We start from the raw sequence: 23,581 nt of genomic DNA on the forward strand, positions 1-23,581 counted from the left end.
GGCACGCTTAGTCTGGCGGAGTGACAACAGCACCGACGCGTTCCCGTCAAGGGCTCCCGGATAGCGAGACAGCGCCCGCCGTCAAGAACGGCTGGATCCGCCGTCTCGCCGCCGCCTGCTGGCGCCACCCCAGGCTCGTGGTGCTCGCGCTGCTCGCGGCCATGTTCGGGGTGGGGCTGCAGGCGGCGAGCCCGCTGCTGGTCAGGACCGCGGTCGACGACGCGGTCGCGGGCCACACCGGGCAGCTCACCTGGCTCGCGGTGGCGCTGATCGGGTTGCAGGTGCTGGCCTTCGGCACCGCGTTCGTCCGCCGGTACGTCGGCGGCAGGCTGGCGCTGGACGTCCAGCACGACCTGCGGCAGCGGGTGTTCTCCGCGGTCTCGCGGCTGGACGGCGGCAAGCAGGACTCGATGAAGACCGGCCAGGTCGCGTCGCGCGCGATCACCGACCTGCAGCTGGTCACCACGGTCGTCATGCAGGTCCCGCTGTCGGCGGGCTCGGTGATCTTCGCGGTGCTGTCACTCGGCGCGATGGTCTGGATGTCGCCCGCGCTCACGCTGATCGCGCTCGTCGTCACGCCGGGGGTGGCGATCATCCTGGCCAAGAGCCGCAAGCGGCTGTTCCCGGCCACCTGGTCCGCGCAGCAGCGGGCCGCGGACGTCGCGCAGCATGTCGAGGAGACCGTCACCGGCGTGCGCGTGGTGAAGGGCTTCGGGCAGGAGGCGCGCGAGGTCGCGAAGCTGGAGCGCACGGCGAAGACGTTGTACGCGGAGCGCCTGCGCGCGGCCAGGCTGTCCGCGCTGCCGACGGCGACCACGGCGGCGCTGCCCGCCGCGGGGCAGGTCGCGGTGCTCGGCGTCGGCGGCGTGATGGCGTTGCACGGCACCGTCAGCCTGGGCACCTTCCTGGCGTTCGCGACGTACGTGTCCGCGCTGATCGGGCCCGCCAGGATGCTGTCGGCGCTGATCGTGCAGGCCCAGCTGACCAGGGCGGGCGCCGAGCGTGTCAACGAACTGATCGACGCGCAGCCCGAGGTGGTCGAGCGGCCGGACCCGGTCCCGCTGCCCGAAGGCCCGCTGGAGATCCGCCTCGACGACGTCAGTTTCGGGTACACCCGAACGGATCCGGTGCTCAACGGGCTTTCGCTGCAGGCACGCCCCGGCGAGACGCTGGCGCTGGTCGGCACCGCCGGCTCGGGCAAGTCCACGATTTCCTTGCTGCTGCCCAGGTTCTACGACGTGCACACCGGATCGGTGTCGCTCGGCGGCGTCGACATCAGGGATCTCAAGCTCTCCGAGCTGCGCCAGGCGATCGGCGTGGTCTTCGAAGAGGCGTTCCTGTTCTCGTCCTCGATCAAGGAGAACATCGCGTACGGGCGCCCGGACGCGAGTGACGAGGAGATCTTCGCGGCGGCCCGCGCGGCCGAGGCCGACGAGTTCATCCGCAGGCTTCCGAACGGCTACGAGACGCTGGTCGGCGAGCGCGGGCTGACTCTGTCCGGCGGCCAGCGGCAGCGTCTCGGCCTCGCCAGGGCCCTGATCACCGACCCGCGCGTGCTGCTGCTCGACGACGCGACCTCGGCCGTCGACACCGTCACCGAGGCCGCCATCCACGACACGCTGCGCTCGGTCACCGCCTCCCGCACCACGCTGCTGATCGCGCACCGCCGGTCCACCTTGTCACTGGCCGACCGCATCGCCGTGCTCGACGCCGGGCGCGTCGTCGACGTCGGCACCGCGGCCGAGCTGCAGGAGCGGTGCGCGTTGTTCCGCGAGCTGCTCGGCGGCGAAGGCGAAGGCGTCGAGGAGGTCCATCGCTGCGACGGCCTCGAATGCGGCCCGGCGGGCATCACCCCAAGCCTGTGGCCGGACACCGGCGAGCACGACGCGGCCGACGAACTCGCGGACGCGGCCAAGCAGCGCACCACGTCGTCGCCGGCCGGTGGCCCGCCCGGATCGGCGGCCTTGGAACTGCCACCGACCGAAGAGCTGATCGAAGGCGTGCGCCGCCTGCCGCCCGCCACCGACGTCCCGCGCCTGACCGGCGTCGACGTCACCGCGCCCGACCCCGAGTTCCGCCTGCGCGGCCTGCTGCGCCCGGTGCGCTGGCTCCTGGCGGCGGCGATCGGCCTGGTCGCGGCGGACGCTCTCGCCGCGATCGCGCTGCCCGCGCTCTATCAGCACGGCGTCGACCAGGGTGTCCGCGCCGGTCTCGAGTCGGGCATCTGGACGGCGGCCGCGATCGGCGCGGTGATCATCGTCGCCGACTGGTTCGTGATCAAGGCCCGCACCAAGCTCACCGCCCGCGTCGGCGAGACCGTGCTGTACGCGCTGCGCGTCCGCAGTTACGCGCACCTGCAGCGGCTCGGCCTCGACTACTTCGAGCGCGAGCTGTCCGGCAAGATCATGACCAGGATGACCACGGACGTCGACGCGCTGTCGACCTTCCTCCAGACCGGTCTGTCCACCGCCGTGGTCAGCGCGCTGACCCTGCTCGGCATCTCGGCGGCCCTGCTGCTCACCGACGTCTCGCTGGCGCTGTACGCGCTGGCCGTGCTCCCGATACTCGGCGTGGCGACCGTCATCTTCCGCCGCTCGGCCTCGGCCGCGTACACCGAGGCCCGCGAGCGCGTCAGTGTGGTCAACGCGGACATGCAGGAGAACGTCTCCGGCGTCCGCGTCGCCCAGGCGTACAGCCGCGAGGAGCGTTCGGCCGAGGACTTCGCCTCCCGCAGCGACGCCTACCGCAGGTCCCGCCTGCGCGCCCAGCGCTACATCGCGACCTACTTCCCTTTCGTCTCAATGCTTTCCGGAGTCGCCGAAGCCGTCGTACTGGTCGCGGGCGCCCACCGCGTCGCCGCGGGCAGCCTGTCGGCCGGCGTCCTGCTCGCGTTCCTGCTCTACCTGAAGCTCTACTTCACCCCGATCGAGGAGCTCTCCTCGGTCTTCGACGGCTACCAGCAAGCCCGCGTCGGCCTCTCCCGCATCGGCGACCTCCTCCGCACCCCCACCTCGGTCCCGCCCGCCGCCGACCCGGTCCCGGTCCCCGCCAAGCTCCACGGCGAAGTCGCGCTGGAATCCGTCAATTTCTCCTACGCCGGAACCGAAACCCTCGCTTTGGCCGACATCACCATGCACGTGTCCCCCGGCGAGACCGTGGCATTGGTAGGCGCCACCGGCGCGGGCAAGTCGACCGCAGTCAAACTGGTCGCCCGCTTCTACGACGCCACCTCGGGCACGGTCCGCATCGACGGCGTCGACATCCGCGACTACGACCTCACCGCGTTGCGCGGCCGCCTCGGCGTAGTCCCCCAAGAAGCCCACCTCTTCTCGGGCACGGTCGCCGACAACGTCCGCTACGGCAAACCCTCCGCCACAGACGCCGAAGTCGAAGCGGCCGTCCGCGCGGTAGGCGCCCTCGACGGCGTCGCCTCCCTCCCCGCGGGCTTCCACCAGCCCGTAGGCGAACGCGGCCGCTCCCTCTCAGCAGGCCAACGCCAGCTCATCGCCTTGGCCCGCGCCGAACTCGTCGACCCCGACATCCTCCTGCTCGACGAAGCCACCGCCGCCCTGGACCCCGCAACCGAGGCAGCGGTCCTCCGCGCCACCGAACACCTCACCCGCCGCCGCACCACCTTCGTGGTCGCCCACCGCCTGGCCACGGCCGCCAAAGCCGACCGCATCTTCGTCCTCGCCAACGGCCGCATAGCCGAGTCCGGCCCCCACCCCACCCTCCTGGCCGCCAACGGCCCCTACGCCCACCTCTGGTCCCTAGACACCCACGCCTAACCCCCCACCCCAAGCCCGCCCGCCAACTCCCCAAGCCCGCGCGTCATCCATCCAGGTACGCGTGCCGACTCCCCGTGCTCGCCCGCCAACTCCCAAGGCACGCGTCCCGCCTCTTCGCGCCCGCGTGTCGTCCATCTGTGCACGCGCGTCGTCCATCTGTGCACGCGCGTCGTCCGCCTGTGCACGCGCGTCGTCCGCCTGTGCACGCGCGTCGTCCATCCGCGTACGCATGCCGTCCATCCAGGTACGCGCGTCGTCCATCCGCGTACGCGTGTCGTCCATCTGTGCACGCGCGTCGTCCGTCCAGGCACGCGCACTGAGTCTTTGCTGCTCCCGCACGCGACTTTGCCTGTCGTGCACGCGACTTTGCCTGTCCGGTACGCGAGTTTGCCCCTCCCAGGCAACGAGCCACTGCCGCCGCCGGCGGGCGCATTGTCATACCGACCGGTTGGTACTACGTTGGCCGAATGATCGAGACGGCACGCAAGACCTGGCGAATCATCGAGCCATACCACGGCATGATCTACTTCGCCCCCGAAGCAACGGCCGCCTACAAGGAACTCGGCCTAGCCTCCCGCGCGGGCTACTTCGCCTCCAGGTCAGCCGCACTCGGCCCAGTCCCGCCGTCCGTCGTCGTCGCGACCTTCTACAACTTCAACCCCGCCACGGTCCACGCCTCCCTCGCCGACGCCTGGACCATCACCACCCCGGCCGCGGTACTCGAAGCCCGCCACACCGCGGCCGACCAAGTCCTCCGCCGCATCCTCGGCGACACGGTCACTTCCCCCGAAATGATCCGCGCGGCCCAGCTCATCCACGCGGCTGCCGAAACCATCACCGCCGACGTGACCGGCCGCCCCCTCTTCGCCGCGCACGCCGCCCTGCCCTGGCCATCCGAACCCCACATGATCCTCTGGCACGCCCAGACCCTGCTCCGCGAATACCGCGGCGACGCCCACATCGCGGCCCTGCTCACGGCAGGCCTCAGCGGCATCGAAGCCCTCATCACCCACGCCGCGGCCGGCGACGTCCCCGCCGAAACCCTCCGCAACTCCCGCACCTGGGCCATCGAAGACTGGCAAGCCGCGATCGCCGCCCTCCGCAAACGCGACTGGCTCACCGACGACGAAGCCCCCACCTTCACCCCCACCGGCGCCGCCCGCCGAGCCGAGATCGAGCGCGCCACCGACGAGAACAGCGTCACCCCCTACGCCCACCTCGGCGAAGAAGCCTGCGCCGAACTCCAAACCCTCGTAAAACCCTTCAGCCGGGCACTCGCCGCGGAACTCATGCCCTGGTTCCTCCCCAAGCAGGCGTAGATTTGACCGTCCCAGGCCGTGGCTATCCGACCTCAGCGGCGTGCGCGCCGGCGATAAGGCCGTCGGCCAAGGACGACATCTGTTCCTTGAAGGCACCCGTCCGAATGTGAAACGCCTCCTCGGAAGCCACAATCCGCGGCGCCAGCACCAGCGCGGCATGCACGACGTGAAGTTCCACATCGGACAGTGCGATCGTCATCCGGCGAGCCCGCGGCGCCTCGTCATACTCACGCACCGCCTGCCGCAGCCGTCCCCACAACCCACGGACAACAGCGACCTCGACACCGACCCGCACTATCGAAACCAGCGGAACATCCGTTTCCACAAGCGCCAGCGCTTCGACAGCCAACCTGACCTGTCGCCGCGTGAGTTCGACGGAATTCGGCTCCCCGCGCTCCACCGTGACCAGGTCGGTCATGTCCTGTCCGCACCTTTCCGCTATCCAGCTCGAGGACGACGTGCACTTAGCCCACTCGCCGATCGTCGAGCAACGTCAAACGGTCCGCACCGTCAAACTCGGCCAGATGCGTGATCGCGGGAATGAGCTCACCGGCGACCTTGTCAGCGCCAATGAGGTAGCCAGGACCACCGAGGAGCTCATCGTAGTTTTCGACAGCATCGTCCAACGACGCCAGGATTGGAGCCTTTCGAGCACTCACAAGAGCGATCACCCACTCATGCCGTCCGAGCGGGGCCGACCGGATCGCGGCCTCGACCTCTTCTTCGGATCGCGTCGCCAAGTCAACGGTTACGTGATCGAGCTGAGCCCAGTCGAGCTCCGTGCGCGAAGCTGCCCACTGCAGCTTCACCGGTTAACAGCTCGGGATCGTGCCGATTACCCACCACGGCGAGCCAGATCCGTGACATACGCGTCGAAGTCAGCGACCGACGGCACAAGGTCTTCCTTGGCCGCATCATCCGGTGGCAGCTTCGAAAGCTCCTTGTCCACAAAAGCATGCGTTGCCCTGGACAAGGCTCGGAGCGACTCCAGCTTGGGCGAACTGTCGATCCGACGTCCTTCCGACTCGATCACAATCGAGTCGTTCTCCTCACGGAAGTCGAGAATGAAAGATGAATCCGCTCCGACGAACTCATACGGATGGCCGGGCTTCAGCTTCCGCCGCAGCCCGTCGAGCAACTCGACCAACGCTACGAAGATCATCATGCCCTGATCGGGAGCGCGGCCTCGCGAGGAGACTGATCCCACGTTGCCGACAATCTCCATGTCACCGAGGTCAAAGCCACTCGGCGGCTCGATGTGATCGAGGTCCTCACGTCGACTGAACTCGAACCTGACCATGTCACACACTCTTTCCCACCGGGTGGAAGGTGATGACCCGGTTTCCATCATGGGAATCTACCGTCACCCTGAACCTGGCGTGCATACCGTTCACGGTTCCACGACGTTCATACACTTGGATTCTCTTGCTGGGATCGGATATCCGTTCCCCTCGGCGAACCAGATCCGTCGCCGCCCGGTGAACCTGCTCTCGCGTGGTTCCAGGTGGCATGAGATCGCCATGACCGCTGGGATGATTCCCTGAAATATGGCGTGCATCGATGTGCTGCCAACCTTCTTTGAGGTTACCGTCCTCGATGCGCGGACGTTGCCTGCAGGGCGCGAGACCGAACGGGTCGATCCAGTGCATCGGGTTGTCCACATAGGATCGCGGGTTCGGCCCCGCCGCGAGTCCCAGTGGATCGGTGCTGATGTAGCGGCCCGTCTCGGGATCATAGTGACGGAAGTAGTTGTAGCAGAGGCCGCTTTCCTCGTCGTAATACTGGCCGGGGAACCTCAGTGCGGTCGTCGGGCCTGCCGCCAGGCCGGCGACCATCTGGCCCCATAGCGTGGTGTGCGCTTCCCAGACCAGGTTGCCGGACACGTCGACCATCTCGGCCGGGCTTCCGATCAGATCGGTGATGATCGAGTAGAACCGGCGATCCGCCTCATCCTGAGTCAGTTCGATCTGAGCGAGCGGTCGCAAACCATCCGTACCCCATTCCCAGGCGGTCGTTCGACCGGCAGAGTCGATTTGTTCCGCGAGAACCCCGCCATCCCAGACGAAATCGACCCGCCCGGCGACCACGTCGTCCTCGCCGAGCAAGAGTTTGGCCATACGCCGTCCGAGCGGATCGTAGACATATTTCCATCGCGCTCCGTCAGGAGTCACCACACCGACCAACCGGTCTTCGGAATCCCAATCATAATGCCAGGTTGCGGGCTTGGCAGAGAGCCGCTTCTTGCTACGTTGAACCAATCGCCCTTGAGCGTCATGCCGAAGTAGCGTGGCACCCGCACGCTCCAGCAAATTCCCTCGATACTCACGAGGACCTTGCGCCGCGGTGTCGTGCCCCGGCCACGAACCCCCGGTGACGTTGCCCATCGCGTCATACGCGTACTGCTCAGCCCAGTCTGCTCCCCGAACCGCGGTGACCCTGCCGATCAGGTCCAGCGAATAATCCCGCCTGCCACGGTTCTGGTCGTCGACGCTTCGGACGAAACCATCCTGCCGATAGTGGTAGCGGCGGCTTTGCAAGACTTTCGCGCGGGCACCGGATTCAGGGAACTGACCACGCACCGTTGACACGGTTTGCGATACGAGCCGATGGTTACTATCCCAGCCTTGCGCGACAATCGTTCCGGTGTCAAGAAGACGCTCAGTCTCCCTGCCTGCGAGGTCGTAGCCGAACGTAAAGGTTCGCCCCGCGGTACGCAAAGCGGACGGGCGCAATTGTCCTTCGTAGACCCATTCGGCGTCGACTCCGGACGGAGTGCGCCTGTGCGTGCGCCTACCCAGCAGGTCGTAGGCCGACTCCAACCGCCTGCCATTGACCACCTCGGCACGAATCCGCCCCAGCGCGTCCCGCTCGAACTCGACCACGGCGTCGGCGTTCGACGCCCCCACCATGCGGCCGGCCCTGTCGAACACGAAGGTGGACACGCCTTCCCGTGAGCGGCGGGCGATCAGGTTACCCATGCCGTCGTAGTCGAATTCGGCCACATCACCGGCGCCGTTGACCACCTCGATCAGCTGCCCGGCCGCGTCATGGGCATAGGTCGTTCGGCGGCCGTCAAAGTCGATCTCTTCAACCCGACGACCCGTCGCGTCGTAGCGGTAGCGCCAGACCTGCCCGGCGGCATTCGTCACCGCGGTCAGGTTCAAGTTCGCGTCGTACTCGAAGTCAAGACGAGAACCGTCCGCACGTGTCTCAGCGCGCACCAGATCGAAGAAGGTGAATTCGCTGACCGTGCGGTTGCCCAGCGCATCGATGTGCTCTGTCCGATTCCCTTCACCGTCATACCGCCAATGCTCGACCTCACCGCCCGGCAGTACCCTTGAGGCGAGATTTCCCTCAACCGTCCACACGAACCTCGTTTCACCGCCGACCGCGTCGACGATCAAAGTCGGCCTGCCGAACTGGTCACGGTGGTACCGCGTGATGGCGCCATGCGCATCGGTCACAGAGCTGGTCAGTCCCAACGAGTCCGCCTCGAGCACGAGCACGTGCCCGAGCGCGTCGATGATCTCCACGACCCCACCGTGGTCGTCATACCGGTAGCGAGTGGTCGCTCCCAGGGGATCCTCTACCAAGACCAGGTTGCCACGTTCGTCATACTCCTGGCGCCAAGTCGCACCATCGGGATCGATCACAGTAACGGGGAGGCCTAAGTCTCCGTACGAAATACTCTTCGAGGATCCGTCGGGGTGAATCAACTCGACCACGCGACCATCGTCGTCATACCGGAATCGGGTGGTGCGGCCTAGTTCGTCCGTACGCGAGAGCAATCTGTCATAACGATCCCACTCGCGCAGAACAATTTCACCGTCCGGCGCGATCTCTTTGACTATCTGATTGCGCTCGTTGCAGTGAAATGTGCTCCGGTTCCCCAGCGAGTCGACGAATCCGGTAACGCGACTTCGTTGATCGTAGGTGAAGGTCCCACTCAGGAAACCACCTTCACCTTCATTGGCCACACAACGCCCTTCACCGTCATACAGATACCGGTACCACCGACCATTGCGGTCAACCCAGCGAACGATCCGCCCCGCGTCGTCATAGTCGAATTCGATCGGCAAACCAGAAGAATTCCGCACCGCGACCAGGCGATTCTTGGCATTGTACCGGTAGCCGGCCAGTGGAATCTCGGTGTCGCCATCCGATTTGAGCACGAGCTCCACGACCAACCCGGCCCGGGTTCCGACATGTATGCGGTAACCTCCGGAGTGACGGACTCCCGTAATGGTGTCACCGACGTAGTCGAACCGTATCGAATTGCCGTTTCGATCGATGATCGCGGCCATCTTGGCGACTCCGGCACCAGCGGTCGCGAAGTGCAGAGTGCGCCCGAGCTCGGGTTGCTCGATTCGATACTCGCCGTCGGATGCCCGCACAAGCGGCCAACGCTTACCCTCGGCCGCCAGCACCGGCCGTTCATCGGCGACCGGGTGCGGATAAACCAGGATCACCCCGTCGGGTGCGACATAGCAAACGCCCAATTCGTCGATCTCCAGCCGTTGATCCAGCGTGGAGGCCCAAGACGGACCGAACAACCGCCCGGCTCGATACGACGAAACGTGCGTCCGCTCCAGCACGAGCGGCAGCAATCCCGGCAGGTCCACATCAGTCTGCCCGAGCACCATCTCGCCGGTAGCGACGTCGATCGGATCGTTCTTGCAGAAGCGCCCATCGAGCGGCGTCGCGGTATCCCGCGGGTTCGCGGCCTGGTCCCGCGCCGAGCCCGGTCGAGCCGACCGATCGGGCGTGCCGAAACCATCGCCACGAGAAGCCTGCGTCCCACCGGCCGGATCATCCGTTTTGGACGAAGATGGCGTTGTGTCGGCGGTGTCGTGCGTCTTGGCCGACGAAGGCGATGTGCCGTCGGTGTCGTGCGTGCTCGACGGGCTCGTGGGCTCCTTCGGAGCGTCCACATCGGTCTTGCCTGCCTTGCGTGCGGCAGAGGGCGAAGTCGCGCCATCCGCCTTGCGCCCAAGCTTCTTCGCCAGCTTCGAGAGCTTCTCGATGATCTCGCCGAGCTTGTCGACGATCTTGCGAACCTTGGGCCCCACGTTGCTGATCGTCTTGACCAGCTTCCGAATCACCTGCGAGACCTTCGAGATGGTCGACGTGATCGCCGCCGTCGCCTGCGCTGCCACCAGCGGCGTCGCGAACCCGAGCGTGCACGCCTCCTCCAGCGCCCAGGTGATCAGCTTGCCCACCAGCTCGGCGATCAGGTCGCGGACGGTCTCGCGGACCGCCGCCACGACCTGGCCCATGACCATCACGCCGGTCGAGATGCCGTCGCACAGCGACGCCGCGCCCGCGACCGCGTCGACCTGCTCGGCGACCTCGCCACGGTAGGCGTCACCGGCCGCGCCGGACCAGCCGGCGGTCCCGCCCTTGGCCTCATTGGACAGATCACCCGCGATCGCGGTGACTTCGCGAGCCACGTTCGCCCAGGTGTCCGAAAAGGACTGGATCACCGGCGGATTCCCCGCCAGCCAATCCAGACAGTCCTTGAGCGGCTTGACGTGCTCGATCAGCCACGAGACCCCGTACTGCGCGAGTGTCCCGATCGGATCGATGGCCAGCGACAGCACCTCGAGGCCGACGCCGACCGCGCCGAGGCCGCCTTCGACCCACGAACCGTCCTTCACGCCCGAAGCCAGGTCGTTGGCCGACTCCAGGATCCCGATCCCCGTCACTCCGGTCGTCTGCGACTGCGCCTGCGCGACGAGCGGATTCCCCTCCGGCATTCAAAGCCCCCTCAGTACACCGGCCCGGCCTTCTTGATCGCGTCGGCCGTGGCGTCTTCCTGCTTCTCGTACGCGGACACGGCGTCGCGGACCTTGGCCGCGGTGCCGTTGATCGACTCGGACGCGGTCTGGAGCGCGCGCACGCCCATTTGCTCGAACGGGTCGAGCATCATGGCGAACGGCTGGCAGATGACGCCGTACGCGCTGTTGTCCATCGTGACCTGCTGGGCGGCCTCGACCGCCGTCTTCATGCGGTCGGCCAGGCCGTCGACCTTGCCCGCGTGTCCGCCGAGCTCGTCGCCGAGTACGCGGTATCCACCGTCTGGCATGTTCAATCCCTTCGCAGGAACGACTGGTCGCCGAAGTCGTCGTCATCCGGCGGCGCGGGGCGGGTCGGGCGCGGGGGCGCGGGCGGCGCCTTGGGAGCGGGTGGCTCCTCCTCCGCGGCCTCGAAGAGCTGGCGGCGCGGCGGCTCGGGCGTAGACGGCTCATCCTCGGGCGGGGCGGGCGGGAAGTTGTCGACCGCCGTGGCCACGATGTGGCGGGACGTGTCGTCTTCCCCGACCGTCTCCGCGACGATCTGGGCCATGCGTTCCGGATACTTGGACTGGGCCTTCTGGATCGCCTTCATGACGTTGGCGGCGATCTCGTCGGGCGCCATGGCGCGGACGCCTTCGGTCATCTTGATCGCGGTCGGCAACCCGTTGTGACCCACCGTCACGGCCACCGCGCCGTTCGCCACTGATTCGGTGATCGAGATCTGCTGGACCTGCGCCTGCATCGCCTCGTACCGCTGTGACTTCGCGACCGCGTCGCGCTCCCAGTCGTCGACCATGCGCTCGACGTCAGACAAGTCGGACACCACTCCCCCTCTCGGCCGGAACCTGGGACGTACCTGGTGATCCGGCGGTTCCCTTGCAGGCTGCATCATCACGCGATGTGACGTCCATCCCCCATCTGGATCGACCCAGTGACTCAGGTCTTAGTGCGCCACGCCTCACACATGCCAGTTCCGTAACACGCTCGTAGCGGAGGGGGTTAGCCTGGTAGGCGCATCAACGGACTTCAAGATCGAGACGGATAGAGGCGAGCCCAAGCCGTGTCCAGCAGCAGCCCTGCGTCACAGTTCGGCCCCAATGAGTGGCTGGTCGAGGAAATGTACGACCAGTTCCTGGCCGACCCCTCCTCAGTAGATGCCGCGTGGCATGACTTCTTCGCGGATTTCACGCCGACGCAGGCAGCGGGCACGGGGAACGGCCAGGCCGCCGCGCCCGCCGCACCAGCGGCGGAGAAGCCGGCGGCCAAGCCCGCCACCCCGGCGCCCGCCAAGGCCGCCGCCCCGGCACCCGCGCCCGCCAAGGCCGCGGCACCCGCCAAGGCACCGGCGCCCGCGCCTGCCCAGGCGCCCGCGCCCAAGGCCGAGCCGAAGCCGGCGGCCGCGAAGGCCGCCCCCGCGGCCAAGGAAGAGCCGGAGTCGAAGCAGCTCCGCGGCGCCGCCGCCGCGATCGCGAAGAACATGGACGCCTCGCTGTCCGTGCCCACCGCGACCAGCGTGCGGGCGGTCCCGGCCAAGCTGATGGCCGACAACCGCATCGTCATCAACAACCACCTCAAGCGCACCCGCGGCGGGAAGATCTCCTTCACGCACCTCATCGGGTACGCGATGGTGCGCGCGCTGCGTGACTTCCCGAACATGAACCGGCACTACCAGGTGATCGACGGCAAGCCGTTCGCCATCACGCCGGAGCACGTGAACTTCGGTCTCGCGATCGACATGAAGGGCAAGGAAGGCGCCCGCACGCTCGTCGTGGCCTCGATCAAGGCCACCGAGAACATGAGCTTCATGCAGTTCTGGCAGGCCTACGAGGACATCGTCAAGAAGGCCCGCAACAACAAGCTCACCGCGGACGACTTCTCGGGCACCACGATCTCGCTGACCAACCCCGGGGGCATCGGCACCAACCACTCCGTGCCGCGCCTGCAGGCGGGCCAGGGCGCGATCATCGGCGTCGGCGCCATGCAGTACCCGGCCGCGTTCGAGGGCACCAGCGAGAAGACGCTGGTCGACCTCGCTGTGAGCAAGATCATGACGCTCACCTCGACCTACGACCACCGCATCATCCAGGGCGCGGAGTCCGGCGAGTTCCTCAAGCGCATCCACCAGCTGCTGCTCGGCGAGGACGGCTTCTACGACGACGTCTTCACCTCGCTGCGCCTGCCGTACGAGCCGATCCGCTGGGTCGCCGACCTGCCGGACGGCCCGGTCGACAAGACCGCCCGCGTGATCGAGCTGATCGACGCGTTCCGGATGCGCGGTCACCTGATGGCCGACACCGACCCGCTGAACTACCGCCAGCGCAGCCACGCCGACCTCGACGTGCTCAGCCACGGCCTCACCCTGTGGGACCTCGACCGCGAGTTCCCGGTCGGCGGCTTCGCAGGCCAGGAGCGCATGAAGCTGCGCGACATCCTCGGCGTGCTGCGCAACTCGTACTGCCGCACGGTCGGCATCGAGTACACGCACATCCTCGACCCCGAGGAGCGGCGCTGGATCCAGAACCGCGTCGAAGTGCCGCACGAGAAGCCGGACCCCGCCGTCCAGAAGTACGTGCTGTCGAAGCTCAACGCCGCCGAGGCGTTCGAGACCTTCCTGCAGACCAAGTACGTCGGCCAGAAGCGGTTCTCGCTCGAAGGCGGCGAGACGGCGATCCCGCTGCTCGACACCATCCTCGACAAGGCCGCCGAGCACGAGCTCGACGAGGTCGTCATCGGCATGCCGCACCGCGGCCGCCTGAACGTGCTGGCCAACATCGTCGGCAAGCCGATCGCGCAGATCTTCCAGGAGTTCGAGGGCAACCTCGACCCTGGCCAGGCGCACGGCTCCGGCGACGTGAAGTACCACCTCGGCGCCGAGGGCAAGTACTTCCGGATGTTCGGCGACGGCGAGACCAAGGTGTCGCTGACCGCGAACCCGTCGCACCTCGAGACGGTCGACCCGGTGCTCGAGGGCATCGTCCGCGCCAAGCAGGACCTGCTGGACAAGGGTGGCTCCGGCTTCACCGTGCTGCCGGTCCTGATGCACGGCGACGCGGCCTTCGCGGGCCAGGGCGTCGTCGCCGAGACGCTGAACCTCGCGCTCCTGCGCGGGTACCGCACCGGCGGCACCGTGCACGTGATCGTCAACAACCAGGTCGGCTTCACCACCGCCCCGGAGCACTCCCGGTCGAGCCAGTACGCGACCGACGTGGCGAAGATGATCGGCTCGCCGATCTTCCACGTCAACGGCGACGACCCCGAGGCCGCGCATTGGGTGGCCAAGCTGGCCGTCGACTACCGCCAGGCGTTCCACAAGGACGTCGTGATCGACATGATCTGCTACCGCCGCCGCGGCCACAACGAGGGCGACGACCCCTCGATGACCCAGCCGGCGATGTACGACATCATCGACACGAAGCGCTCGGTGCGGAAGACCTACACCGAGTCGCTGATCGGCCGCGGCGACATCTCCGTCGAGGAGGCCGAGGCCGCGCTGCGTGACTTCTCCAGCCAGCTGGAGCACGTGTTCAACGAGGTCCGCGAGCTCGAGAAGCACCCGGCCAAGGCGAGCCCGTCGGTCGAGGAGGAGCAGCAGGTCCCCGCGAAGGTGCCGACGGCGATCACCAACGAGACCGTCGAGCGCATCGGCGACGCGTTCGTCAACGTGCCGGACGGCTTCACCCCGCACCCGCGCGTCAAGCCGGTCATGGAGCGCCGCCACAAGATGTCCCGCGAAGGCGGCATCGACTGGGCGTTCGGCGAGCTGCTGGCGTTCGGCTCGCTGGCGATGGAGAACCGCCTGGTGCGGCTGTCCGGCCAGGACTCGCGCCGTGGCACGTTCACCCAGCGCCACTCGGTGCTCATCGACCGCAAGACCGGCCAGGAGTACTCGCCGCTGCAGAACCTGGCCGACGGCCAGGGCCGCGTGATGATCTACGACTCGGCGCTGTCCGAGTACGCGGCGGTCGGCTTCGAGTACGGCTACTCGGTGGCCAACTCCGAGGCGCTGGTCATGTGGGAAGCGCAGTTCGGTGACTTCGTCAACGGCGCGCAGACCGTGATCGACGAGTACATCTCGTCCGGCGAGGCCAAGTGGGGCCAGCGCTCCGACGTCGTGCTGCTGCTGCCGCACGGCCACGAGGGCCAGGGCCCCGACCACACCTCCGGCCGCATCGAGCGCTTCCTCCAGCTGTGCGCGGAGGGCTCGATGACGGTGGCGGTCCCGTCGACCCCGGCGAACTACTTCCACCTCCTGCGCCGCCACGCGCTGGACGGCGTGAACCGGCCGCTGGTGGTCTTCACCCCCAAGTCGATGCTGCGCAACAAGGCCGCCACCTCGGCGGTCGACGACTTCACCGGCGCGACGAAGTTCATGTCGGTCATCGACGACGTGGAGGTCGCACCGGAGAAGGCCCGCAAGGTGCTCCTGACCTCGGGCAAGCTCTACTGGGAGCTCGTCGCCGAGCGCGCCAGGCGTGAGGCGGACGACGTCGCGATCGTGCGCATCGAGCAGTACTACCCGCTGCCCAAGAAGAAGCTGCTGGCCGCGCTCGAGCGCTACACCGGCGCGACCGAGATCGCCTGGGTCCAGGAGGAGCCGGAGAACCAGGGCGCGTGGCCGTTCTTCGGCCTCAACCTGCCCCGCAAGTTCCCGGAGGTCCTCTCGGGCCTGCAGGTCATCTCGCGCCGTCCGATGGCGGCGCCGTCGGCCGGGTCGTCGAAGGTGCACGAGGTCGAGCAGAAGGCCATCCTCGCGAAGGCCTTCGAGTAACCAGTCACCTCACAGAAAACGCCCCGGCCGGGTTTTCCCGGCCGGGGCGTTTTTTCACGCGATGGCCTAGCCCAGCGCCTCCGATGTCGCGACGGCCAGTGCCTTGACCTGCTCCCGGCATTTCTCCTGATCGGCCGAGTCGGGCCCCTTGGGCAGCGTGACGATGGCCTGAGCGCTGGCATTGCCTTGGTAGAAGCGGATAGCGCAGCGCGAAATGTAGTGCGGGTCGCTGACCCAGGCGGCCTTGGTGGCTCCAGCGAGCGCGTCGATCGCGACCGCGTTCTCCTTGGTGTTGACCTCGAACGCGCCCTTCGCCGAGGCTTCGCCGCGTCCGCTGCCCGGCACGTTCGACCTGGTCAGGTAGAGCGTGACCGAACTCGAAGCCACGCCGGTGGCCGACCAGGCACACGAGACCACGGTCGTCGTGCTCTCCGGATCGGCCGTGCCCGACGGCCGGTCCGAGCTTTCGGTCAGCTTCGGCAAGGCGGTCCGCTTCGCGATGTCCGGGCACAGCGGCAGTGCCGGATACCGGTCGGGCACCACCGCCTGCGTGGCCACGGTGTCACCTTGGGCGGGCTCGTCCACGAACAGCAGGTAACCACCGACGCCGAGCCCCGCCAGTACCACGAGCGCGCCGCTCACTGTCGCTACTTTGCCGATCCCCCAGTGCATGCGAACACTGTATGTCCGTTGAGGACGCCGGCCCAACCGAATTGGCCTAGCCCAGGACCTCGCTGGTCGCCTCGGCCAGCTTCTTGGCGTTGGCGCGGCACTTGCCCACGTCGATGGGGTTGCCGTCCGCGCTGCTGACCATCACGCTGCCGGACACGTTGCCCTGGTAGAACCGGATCGAGCACGCTCCCGGATAGTTGGGATGGCTCACGTAGGCGGCCTTGGCACCCGTCGAGAGGGTGGGAACCAGCTCGGAGTTCTCCTGCGTGTAGTGCTCGAACTCGGCCTTCGCCGACTCCTCGCCGTCACCGGAACCGTTGCGCTTGGACGTCGCCATGTAGAGGGAGAGCGACCCCGACGACTTGCCGGGCTCGCGCCACTCACAGGCGAGCGACATCAACGAGATGTCCGTGTCCGAGGTGCCCGCCGGCTTCAGCTCTTGCACGTCCAGTTTGGGCATGCCGGACATCTTGGCCTCGATCGACGTGCAGGGCGGCAGCGTCGTGTACTTGTCGGGCGGCCCGGTCTTCACGGTCGACGTCGGGCTCGCCGAGCTGCTGGACGACTTGCCGTCGATCAGGAAGAACGCGCCGACACCCAGACCGGACACCACGATCAGCGCGCCGACGATGATCAGCGCGATCGTCACGCCGCTCATCCCCTTCTTGGGCGGCGGGTAACCCGGGTAGCCGGGCTGCGGATAACCCTGCTGCGGGTAACCGGGCTGGCCCCCATAAGGGTTCTGCTGATACGGCGGTCCTGGCTGCATGCACAGCACCTTAAGTCCTTTGAGGACTCCACGTGCGCCGAACGGCCTAGTTCAATGCCTCAGTGACCGCCACGGCGAGCTTCTTGACGGCCGCCCGGCAGGTCGCCTTGTCCGGGTCACCGTTCACGTACAGCTGCGCGTAGACATTGCCTTGATAGAGCTTGATCCAGCACTGCTCGGGATAGCCCTGCTCGTCGTAGAAGGCCGCGGCCGTGGCAAGGCCGGGAATCGGCTCGACGTTCTCGCCCGGGGCCAGCGCGAAATTGGTCTTGGCCGTGCTCTCGCCCGCGCCGCTTCCCGGAACGAGCGAATTCGACAGGTAGAGGTAGACCGTGTTGGCTGGCTTGCCGTACTCGTACCAAGAGCACGAAGTGACCACTCGCGTGCTGGCCGGATCAGGCGCCTGCGCGACCGCCTCCGCGCGCGTGATCAGCGGAGGCAGCGCGGGCATCCTCGCCGCGATCGACGCGCACGTGGGCGATTCCGCGTACCGATCCGGCGGCCAAGTCGGCGGTGGTGACTCGGGGCTGGGCCGATCGCCCATGCTGTACAGGCCGAAAGCGCTCAAGCCCAGGAAGGCCACCACGGCCAGCACCGCGATGCCCACCGCGCCGATTGCCTCTCCCGCTTCCCGCCGCATGCCGTGAGTGTTGCCGACGGGGAGAACCGTCGGCAACACTCACGAGCCTTTTAGACGGTGATCGACCAGGTGTCGATCTTGCCGACGTCCACGCGGTAGACGTCCTGGACCTTCAGCGTCCACACCCCGTTGGCGGCCTTCGCGGAGGCGTTCACGTTGTACGAGGCGTTGAGGTTGTCGCTCGAGTCGTTGCTCGAGTTCTTCAGGCGGTAGGCCGTGCCGTCCGGCGCGATCAGGTCGATGACCAGGTCACCGATGTAGGTGTGCGGGATGGTCACGTCGACCTTGGTGGTCGCCGAGGCGTTGCGCGCGCAGCCGGAGACGGTGATCGCGCTGGTCACGGCCGCGCCGGCGTCCGGGATGGCGACGTCGGTGTCGTTGGTGACCTTGGCGCACGGGGTCGGCTCGGGGCCACCGCCACCGGTGCCGGTGTAGAGCAGCACGTTCGGCGAACCCGCGCCGGGGTCGGTGACCTTGCCGGGCGTGCCGCCGTTGACCAGCGCGTCACGCACGGCCTGCGGGGTCGCGGTCGGGTGGTCGGCGAGGTACAGCGCCGCCGCGCCGACGACGTGCGGGGTCGCCATCGAGGTGCCGCTGATGGTGTTGGTGCCGTTGTTCAGCCACGCCGAGGTGATGTTGCTGCCGGGCGCCCAGATGTCGAGGCAGGTGCCGATGTTGGAGAAGTTGGACCGCGCGTCGGTGTTCGTGGTCGACCCGACGGTGATCGCCTCCGGGGTGCGGGCCGGCGAGGTGTTGCAGGCGTTGCCGCCGTAGTCGTTGCCGGCGGCGAGGCCGTAGACGACACCCGAGGCGATCGAGCGCTGCACCGCGGCGTCCACAGTGGCCGATGCGCCGCCGCCGAGGCTCATGTTGGCGACCGCGGGCTTCACGGCGTTGGCGGTCACCCAGTCGATGCCGGCGATGACCTGTTCGTAGGTGCCGGAGCCGGAGCAGTTGAGCACCCGGACGCCGACGAGCTTGACGCCCTTGGCGAGGCCGTAGGTGCTGCCGCCGACCGTGCCGGACACGTGCGTGCCGTGGCCCTGGCAGTCGGTCGCGTCGTTGTCGTTGTCGATGAAGTCGCGCCCGGACACCGCACGGCCGCCGAAGTCGGGGTGGCCCAGCGTGATGCCGGTGTCGATGATGTACGCGGTCACGTTCGACGCGGTCGTCGAGTACGAGTACTTCTGGTTCAGCGGAAGGTCACGCTGGTCGACGCGGTCGAGTCCCCAGGACGGCGGGTTCAGCTGGTCGGTGCTGATGTGCACGGTCCGGTTCTGCTCGACCGAGGCCACGGCCGGGTCCGCGGCGATGCGCTTCGCCTGCTTTTCGCTCAGCTGACCGGCGAACCCGTGCAGGGCCGAGTTGTAGGTGCGGCTCACCGTGCCGCCGTGGCGCGCGGTCACGTCCTGGGCCGTGCCGCTCTTGAGCGTCACGATGTAGCTGCCCTGGACGGCGTCCGCCGCGCCCGCGTTGAGAATCGCGCCTTCTTGCGCGACGGCCGGTGCGGTCAGGCTCAGCGACGTGAGCGCGGCGACGGCGGTGGCCACACCGAAACCGGCGAGGGATCTCTTGTTTCCCAAGGATTTTCGCAAGATTCAATCCTCCTAGGCAGGGTCGACCGGGGACCGGTCGCTAGGGGTTGGCACGTTCACCTCGAACGTTGGGCTGAGAGTAGGGCCGAGTTTCCGGCGAAGGAAGATCTTGTCTTTACAGCGTTCACACAGTAGGGATTGTCATTTCCCAACAGGTCAGGGCCGTTCAGTCCCGTCCATAAGTCGACCGTTGCGCCGGACGGCCGATCAGGGACCGGGGTTTTCGCACGCATGGTGACCGGTTTGGCCTGGCAGGACCGGATTGTCACCGGCCAAGAACACCCGAACGGACCGCTACGAAAGTAGGGCGCGGAAAACGATTTCCGTGAACCGTTCACCGTGCGGAATGATTGCACGATGTTCCTCCGCCGTGAAACGACCGCCGACGCCCCGGCACTGCACGCTGTCCACAGTGCCGCGTTCAACGGGACTGTCGAACCGAACCTCGTCGACGAGCTGCGTGCCGAAGGTGATCTGCTGAACCCGCTTTCACTGGTCGCGGTGATCGACGGTGAGATCGTCGGCCACGTCGCGGGCAGCAGGGCGACTCTCAACGGGGACAAGGGAATCGCGGTCGGCGTCGGCCCGCTCGGCGTGCTGCCCTCGGCACAGCGCGAGGGCGTCGGCTCGGCGCTGATGCACGCGTTCAACGCCGCCGCCGACGCGCTGGGGTACGGCGTCGCCGTGCTGCTCGGTGACCCGAAGTACTACTCGCGCTTCGGGTACGTACTGAGTTCCGTCCACGGAATCGTCCCACCACAGGCCGAATGGGCACAGCACTTCCAGGTGCGCACGCTGGCCGGGTACAACTCGGACATGCGCGGGAACTTTCGCTACGCACCCGCGTTCGAGCGGCTCTAGGACTTCAGACCGCTTTCACGGAGGAACTCGTCGGCGATGTCGATCGCGTTCCGCTTTTCCTCGGTGTACTGGACGTTGAGCTTGACGAGCTTCTCGGTCGTCAAAGCGGCCGACGCCCGGTTCAGCGCCCGCACCTCGGCATCGGACAACGTGCCTTTCGCGACCAGCGGAACGATGTTCTGCGCCGGGAACATGTTCTTGTCATCTTGCAATGCGACGAAGCCGTTGGCCTCGATGGTCGACGAGGTGCTGAACAGGTCGACCACCTGCACGTCACCGGACTTCAGCGCGGCCACGGTCACCGGGCCGCCCGTGTCGGTCGTGCGGATCTCCTTGAACTCGCAGCCATAGAGCGACTTGATCTTTTCCTTCCAGCGGGTGCTCCACTGGCCTGGCCCGCCGAACACGAGATCCTTGCAGCGCGGGCCGAGTTCGGAGAACGTCTTGATCCCGAGTTCCGGGCGCACGACGAGCAGGTCCTTGTCCTCGGCCGGCGCCTGCTCCAGCACCTCGAACCGGGCCGGGATCTTCTGCTTCAGCTCGGCGTAGACCGCTTGCGGCGTGGTCGCCTGGGTGTTCTTGTCGAAGTACCGCAACAGGTTTCCGCTGTAGTCCGGGACCACCGAGAGCGATTTGTCTTGCAGCGCCTTGACGACGACCTCGCGGCTGCCGACCGGCGGCCGCACCTTCACGTTCTCGGCACCCGCGTTGCGCAGCGCCCCCGCGTAGATTTGGGCCAGCAGAAGGCTTTCACCGACATCGGACGCGCCGATGATGATGTCACCGGTCGCCCCGCCCTCGGCGCCGCCTTCGAACGGGTTGCCACAGGACGTCGCCAGCAAGGCGAGAGCGGCGATCAGCACGCGCGCTTTCATACGGTCACCTTCTTGCCGGTCGCGGCGGCCGCCGCGAGCCGGACTCCCTTGGGCACCAGTGCGCGTTGCACCGCCGACAGCACGAGGTCGAGCGCGACCGCGAGCAGCGTGGTCAGCACCGCGCCCCCGATCACCTGCGGGTAGTCGAACACGGCCAGGCCGTCGAGCAGGAACCGGCCGAGCCCGCCGAGCCCGACGTACGAGGCGACGGCCGCGGTCGCGACCAGCTGCAGCACGGCGTTGCGGATTCCGCCCAGCACCAGTGGAAGCGAGATCGGGACCTCGACCTGCCACAGCCGTTGCCAGCCGGTCATGCCGACGCCCTGCGCCGCGTCGACCACGCCCTTGTCGGTCGCCTGCAGGCCCGCGTAGGTGCCCGCGAGGATCGGCGGGATCGCGAGCACGACGAGCCCGATGATCGTCGCCGTCTCGCTTTCGGTGAACAGCAAGAAAAGAAACGTCACCAGGCCGAGCGTCGGCAGTGCGCGGATGGCGTTGCCGACACTGACCAGCACGACACCGCCACGTCCGGTGTGCCCGACGAACAAGCCCAGCGGCACGGCGACGGCCAGTGCGATCACCAGCGAAAGCCCGACGTAGCCAAGGTGTTGCCCGAGCCGCACCGGAATGCCTTCGGGGCCTTGCCAATGCGCGGAATCGGTGAACCAGTCCCAGATCATTCGGCCGCCACCTTCTTCGCGCGGTCCCAGGGCGCCAGCACGTTGCGCAGCAGCACCAGCAGGAGGTCGACGATCAATGCCAGCAGCATGGTCAACACGATGCCGACCACGATCGGCGAGAAGTACTCACGCTGGAACCCGTCGGTGAACAGCACGCCGAGCCCGCCGGTGCCGATCAGCGCGCCGACGCTCACCAGGCTGATGTTGCTCACGCTCGCCACCCGGACCCCGGCGGCGAGCACCGGCACGGACAACGGCAGTTCGACGCCGAAGAAGCGGCGCACCGGCTTGTAGCCGACGGCGGTCGCCGCGGCGATGATGTGCTGCGGCACCGCGCCGAGCGCGTCGAGCACCGGGTGCACCAGCAGCGCGGCGGTGTAGATGGTCAGCGCGACGATCACGTTGACGCTGTCGAGGATCTTCGACCCGATGAGACCGGGGATCACCACGAACAGCGCGAGCGAAGGGATCGTGTACAGCAGGTTCGACGCGACCAGCACCACACTGCGCGCGGCCTTGTAGCGCATGCCCAGCCAGCCGGCGGCGATCGCGATCACCAGTCCCAGCACCAAAGGCAGCAGTGCCAGGTAAATGTGCTCCAGCAGGTCGCCCAGAATCTCCGCGCGATTGTTGGCGCTGCTGAGGTACCGCCCCAGCTCGTCGAAGAACATCAGGAATCCACGCTCTGCGGGGTTCCCTCGATCACGTCCAGAACTTGTCTCGCGGTGACGACACCGATCACCTTGTGGTCGTCGTCGACCACCACACCGAGGCTGGCGGGCGACGACAGCGCCGCGTCGAGCGCGCCGCGGATCGGCGTCCCCTGCACGTAAAGCGAACCACCCGCGACGAGATCGGACTCGGCCAGCTCACCGTCCACAGTGGAGTTCGGCGGCAGCCAGCCACGCGGCTGCCCGTCAGCGTTGACCGCGATACGCCAGATCTCGGAACCGGCCACAGTGGACCCGATCTCGATCTTGGCCACGTCCTTGACTTCCACACCGTTCGCGGACAAAAAGGACAGTCCGCGGTAGCCGCGGTCCTTGCCGACGAAGGACGCCACGAAGTCGTCCACCGGGTGCCGCAGCACGTCCGACGGGGTGCCGTACTGCGCGAGCTTGCCGCCGACGCGCATCACCGCGACCTTGTCGCCGAGCCGCACGGCCTCGTCGATGTCGTGGGTGACGAACACGATCGTCTTGCCGAGCTGGGTCTGCAGCCGCAGCAGCTCGTCCTGCAGTTCCTCGCGCACGATCGGGTCGACCGCGGAGAATGGCTCGTCCATCAGCAGCACGGGCGAATCGGCCGCGAGCGCACGCGCGACGCCGACGCGCTGCTGCTGGCCGCCGGACAACTGCGCGGGGTACCGCTTGCCCATCGACGCGGGCAGCCCGACCGTCTCCAGCAGCTCGGCAGCGCGCTTGCGGGCCTTGGCCTTGTCCCAGCCGGTCAGCAGCGGCACGGTGGCGACGTTGTCGAGCACCGTGCGGTGCGGGAACAGGCCAGCGTGCTGGATGACGTAGCCGATGCCGCGGCGCAGCAGCGCCGGGTCGGAGTCACAGACGTCCTTGCCGTCGAGCAGCACCTTGCCGCCGGTCGGCTCGACCATCCGGTTGATCATCCGCAGCGAGGTGGTCTTCCCGCAGCCCGACGGCCCGACGAACACGGTGATCGTGCCGTCCTCGACCGTGAGACTGAGGTCGTCGACGGCGACCGTCCCATCGGGATACCTCTTGGTCACGCCCTGGAACTCGATTGCCACGCGTCACTCCCCATGTAGGTGGCGAAAACCGTAGCGGAGATCCCCGGGATCGGCACG

The 23,581-nt window shown here is 67.4% G+C and carries 18 protein-coding genes; 4 read left to right on the top strand and 14 right to left on the bottom strand.

Features of this window, described 5'->3' with window-relative positions; genetic code table 11:
• Positions 1 to 20 precede the first annotated feature (20 nt).
• Both BLV57_RS16875 and BLV57_RS16880 read left to right on the top strand, forming a co-directional pair.
• The gene (locus tag BLV57_RS16875) at positions 21 to 3,788 is read left to right on the top strand and encodes an ABC transporter ATP-binding protein (protein ID WP_091289686.1); all 3,768 of its coding nucleotides are present in this window, start codon (positions 21 to 23) and stop codon (positions 3,786 to 3,788) included.
• Positions 3,789 to 4,255: 467 nt separating this feature from the next.
• On the top strand, positions 4,256 to 5,107 hold the full coding sequence (locus BLV57_RS16880; protein ID WP_091289687.1) for an SCO6745 family protein: 852 nt from the start codon (positions 4,256 to 4,258) through the stop codon (positions 5,105 to 5,107).
• A gap of 22 nt (positions 5,108 to 5,129) precedes the next feature.
• Here BLV57_RS16880 and BLV57_RS16885 read toward each other — a convergent pair whose 3' ends face one another.
• From BLV57_RS16885 to BLV57_RS16910, 6 genes are read right to left on the bottom strand one after another with little or no spacing between them, the layout of a single operon-like run.
• Positions 5,130 to 5,525, bottom strand: a complete 396-nt coding sequence (locus BLV57_RS16885) for a hypothetical protein (RefSeq protein WP_091289688.1) — start codon at positions 5,523 to 5,525, stop codon at positions 5,130 to 5,132.
• 46 nt (positions 5,526 to 5,571) lie between these two features.
• Entirely contained in the window at positions 5,572 to 5,916 is a 345-nt protein-coding gene (locus BLV57_RS16890; protein WP_091289689.1) for a hypothetical protein, read from the bottom strand.
• Positions 5,917 to 5,942: 26 nt separating this feature from the next.
• Positions 5,943 to 6,407 carry a hypothetical protein gene (locus BLV57_RS16895; protein ID WP_091289690.1) on the bottom strand — a complete coding sequence of 155 codons (465 nt, stop codon included), beginning with the start codon at positions 6,405 to 6,407 and terminating at the stop codon, positions 5,943 to 5,945.
• A gap of 1 nt (position 6,408) precedes the next feature.
• Positions 6,409 to 10,863, bottom strand: a complete 4,455-nt coding sequence (locus BLV57_RS16900) for a DUF6531 domain-containing protein (RefSeq protein WP_091289691.1) — start codon at positions 10,861 to 10,863, stop codon at positions 6,409 to 6,411.
• Between the two features lie 11 nt (positions 10,864 to 10,874).
• Positions 10,875 to 11,192, bottom strand: coding sequence for a type VII secretion target (locus tag BLV57_RS16905; RefSeq protein ID WP_091289692.1), 318 nt, complete (start codon positions 11,190 to 11,192; stop codon positions 10,875 to 10,877).
• 2 nt (positions 11,193 to 11,194) lie between these two features.
• On the bottom strand, positions 11,195 to 11,725 hold the full coding sequence (locus tag BLV57_RS16910; protein WP_091290434.1) for a YbaB/EbfC family nucleoid-associated protein: 531 nt from the start codon (positions 11,723 to 11,725) through the stop codon (positions 11,195 to 11,197).
• Between the two features lie 237 nt (positions 11,726 to 11,962).
• Between BLV57_RS16910 and BLV57_RS16915 the strand changes: the two genes are divergently transcribed.
• Positions 11,963 to 15,670, top strand: coding sequence for a multifunctional oxoglutarate decarboxylase/oxoglutarate dehydrogenase thiamine pyrophosphate-binding subunit/dihydrolipoyllysine-residue succinyltransferase subunit (locus BLV57_RS16915; protein ID WP_091289693.1), 3,708 nt, complete (start codon positions 11,963 to 11,965; stop codon positions 15,668 to 15,670).
• 66 nt (positions 15,671 to 15,736) lie between these two features.
• Here the strand turns inward: BLV57_RS16915 and BLV57_RS16920 are convergent, their stop codons facing one another.
• Genes BLV57_RS16920 through BLV57_RS16935 form a run of 4 tightly spaced genes read right to left on the bottom strand, consistent with a single transcriptional unit; the run spans position 15,737 to position 19,346 of the window.
• On the bottom strand, positions 15,737 to 16,342 hold the full coding sequence (locus tag BLV57_RS16920; protein ID WP_143047075.1) for a hypothetical protein: 606 nt from the start codon (positions 16,340 to 16,342) through the stop codon (positions 15,737 to 15,739).
• A gap of 46 nt (positions 16,343 to 16,388) precedes the next feature.
• Complete coding sequence (locus BLV57_RS16925; protein WP_091289695.1) at positions 16,389 to 17,111, bottom strand: hypothetical protein; 723 nt, start codon at positions 17,109 to 17,111, stop codon at positions 16,389 to 16,391.
• A 46-nt stretch (positions 17,112 to 17,157) separates the two neighbouring features.
• Positions 17,158 to 17,751, bottom strand: coding sequence for a hypothetical protein (locus tag BLV57_RS16930; protein ID WP_143047076.1), 594 nt, complete (start codon positions 17,749 to 17,751; stop codon positions 17,158 to 17,160).
• 50 nt (positions 17,752 to 17,801) lie between these two features.
• On the bottom strand, positions 17,802 to 19,346 hold the full coding sequence (locus tag BLV57_RS16935) for a S8 family peptidase (protein ID WP_091289697.1): 1,545 nt from the start codon (positions 19,344 to 19,346) through the stop codon (positions 17,802 to 17,804).
• A gap of 357 nt (positions 19,347 to 19,703) precedes the next feature.
• On the opposite strand from BLV57_RS16935, the gene BLV57_RS16940 reads away from it, so the two are divergent.
• Positions 19,704 to 20,207 (top strand): GNAT family N-acetyltransferase, encoded by a 504-nt coding sequence (locus tag BLV57_RS16940; RefSeq protein ID WP_091289698.1) that lies wholly within the window; start codon positions 19,704 to 19,706, stop codon positions 20,205 to 20,207.
• Here the strand turns inward: BLV57_RS16940 and BLV57_RS16945 are convergent.
• The 4 genes from BLV57_RS16945 to BLV57_RS16960 are packed head-to-tail and all read right to left on the bottom strand — an operon-like array spanning position 20,204 to position 23,524.
• Positions 20,204 to 21,082: an ABC transporter substrate-binding protein gene (locus tag BLV57_RS16945; RefSeq protein ID WP_091289699.1), complete on the bottom strand. Its 879-nt coding sequence runs from the start codon at positions 21,080 to 21,082 to the stop codon at positions 20,204 to 20,206. The genes BLV57_RS16940 and BLV57_RS16945 overlap by 4 nt on opposite strands.
• A complete protein-coding gene (locus BLV57_RS16950) occupies positions 21,079 to 21,762 on the bottom strand; it encodes an ABC transporter permease (RefSeq protein ID WP_091289700.1) in 684 nt (227 codons plus the stop codon). The genes BLV57_RS16945 and BLV57_RS16950 overlap by 4 nt, the downstream gene beginning before the upstream one ends.
• The gene (locus BLV57_RS16955; RefSeq protein WP_091289701.1) at positions 21,759 to 22,433 is read right to left on the bottom strand and encodes an ABC transporter permease; all 675 of its coding nucleotides are present in this window, start codon (positions 22,431 to 22,433) and stop codon (positions 21,759 to 21,761) included. The genes BLV57_RS16950 and BLV57_RS16955 overlap by 4 nt, the downstream gene beginning before the upstream one ends.
• Positions 22,433 to 23,524, bottom strand: coding sequence for an ABC transporter ATP-binding protein (locus BLV57_RS16960; protein WP_091289702.1), 1,092 nt, complete (start codon positions 23,522 to 23,524; stop codon positions 22,433 to 22,435). The genes BLV57_RS16955 and BLV57_RS16960 overlap by 1 nt, the downstream gene beginning before the upstream one ends.
• Positions 23,525 to 23,581 lie beyond the last annotated feature (57 nt).

The organism is Amycolatopsis xylanica (assembly GCF_900107045.1).
Lineage (GTDB): Bacteria > Actinomycetota > Actinomycetes > Mycobacteriales > Pseudonocardiaceae > Amycolatopsis > Amycolatopsis xylanica.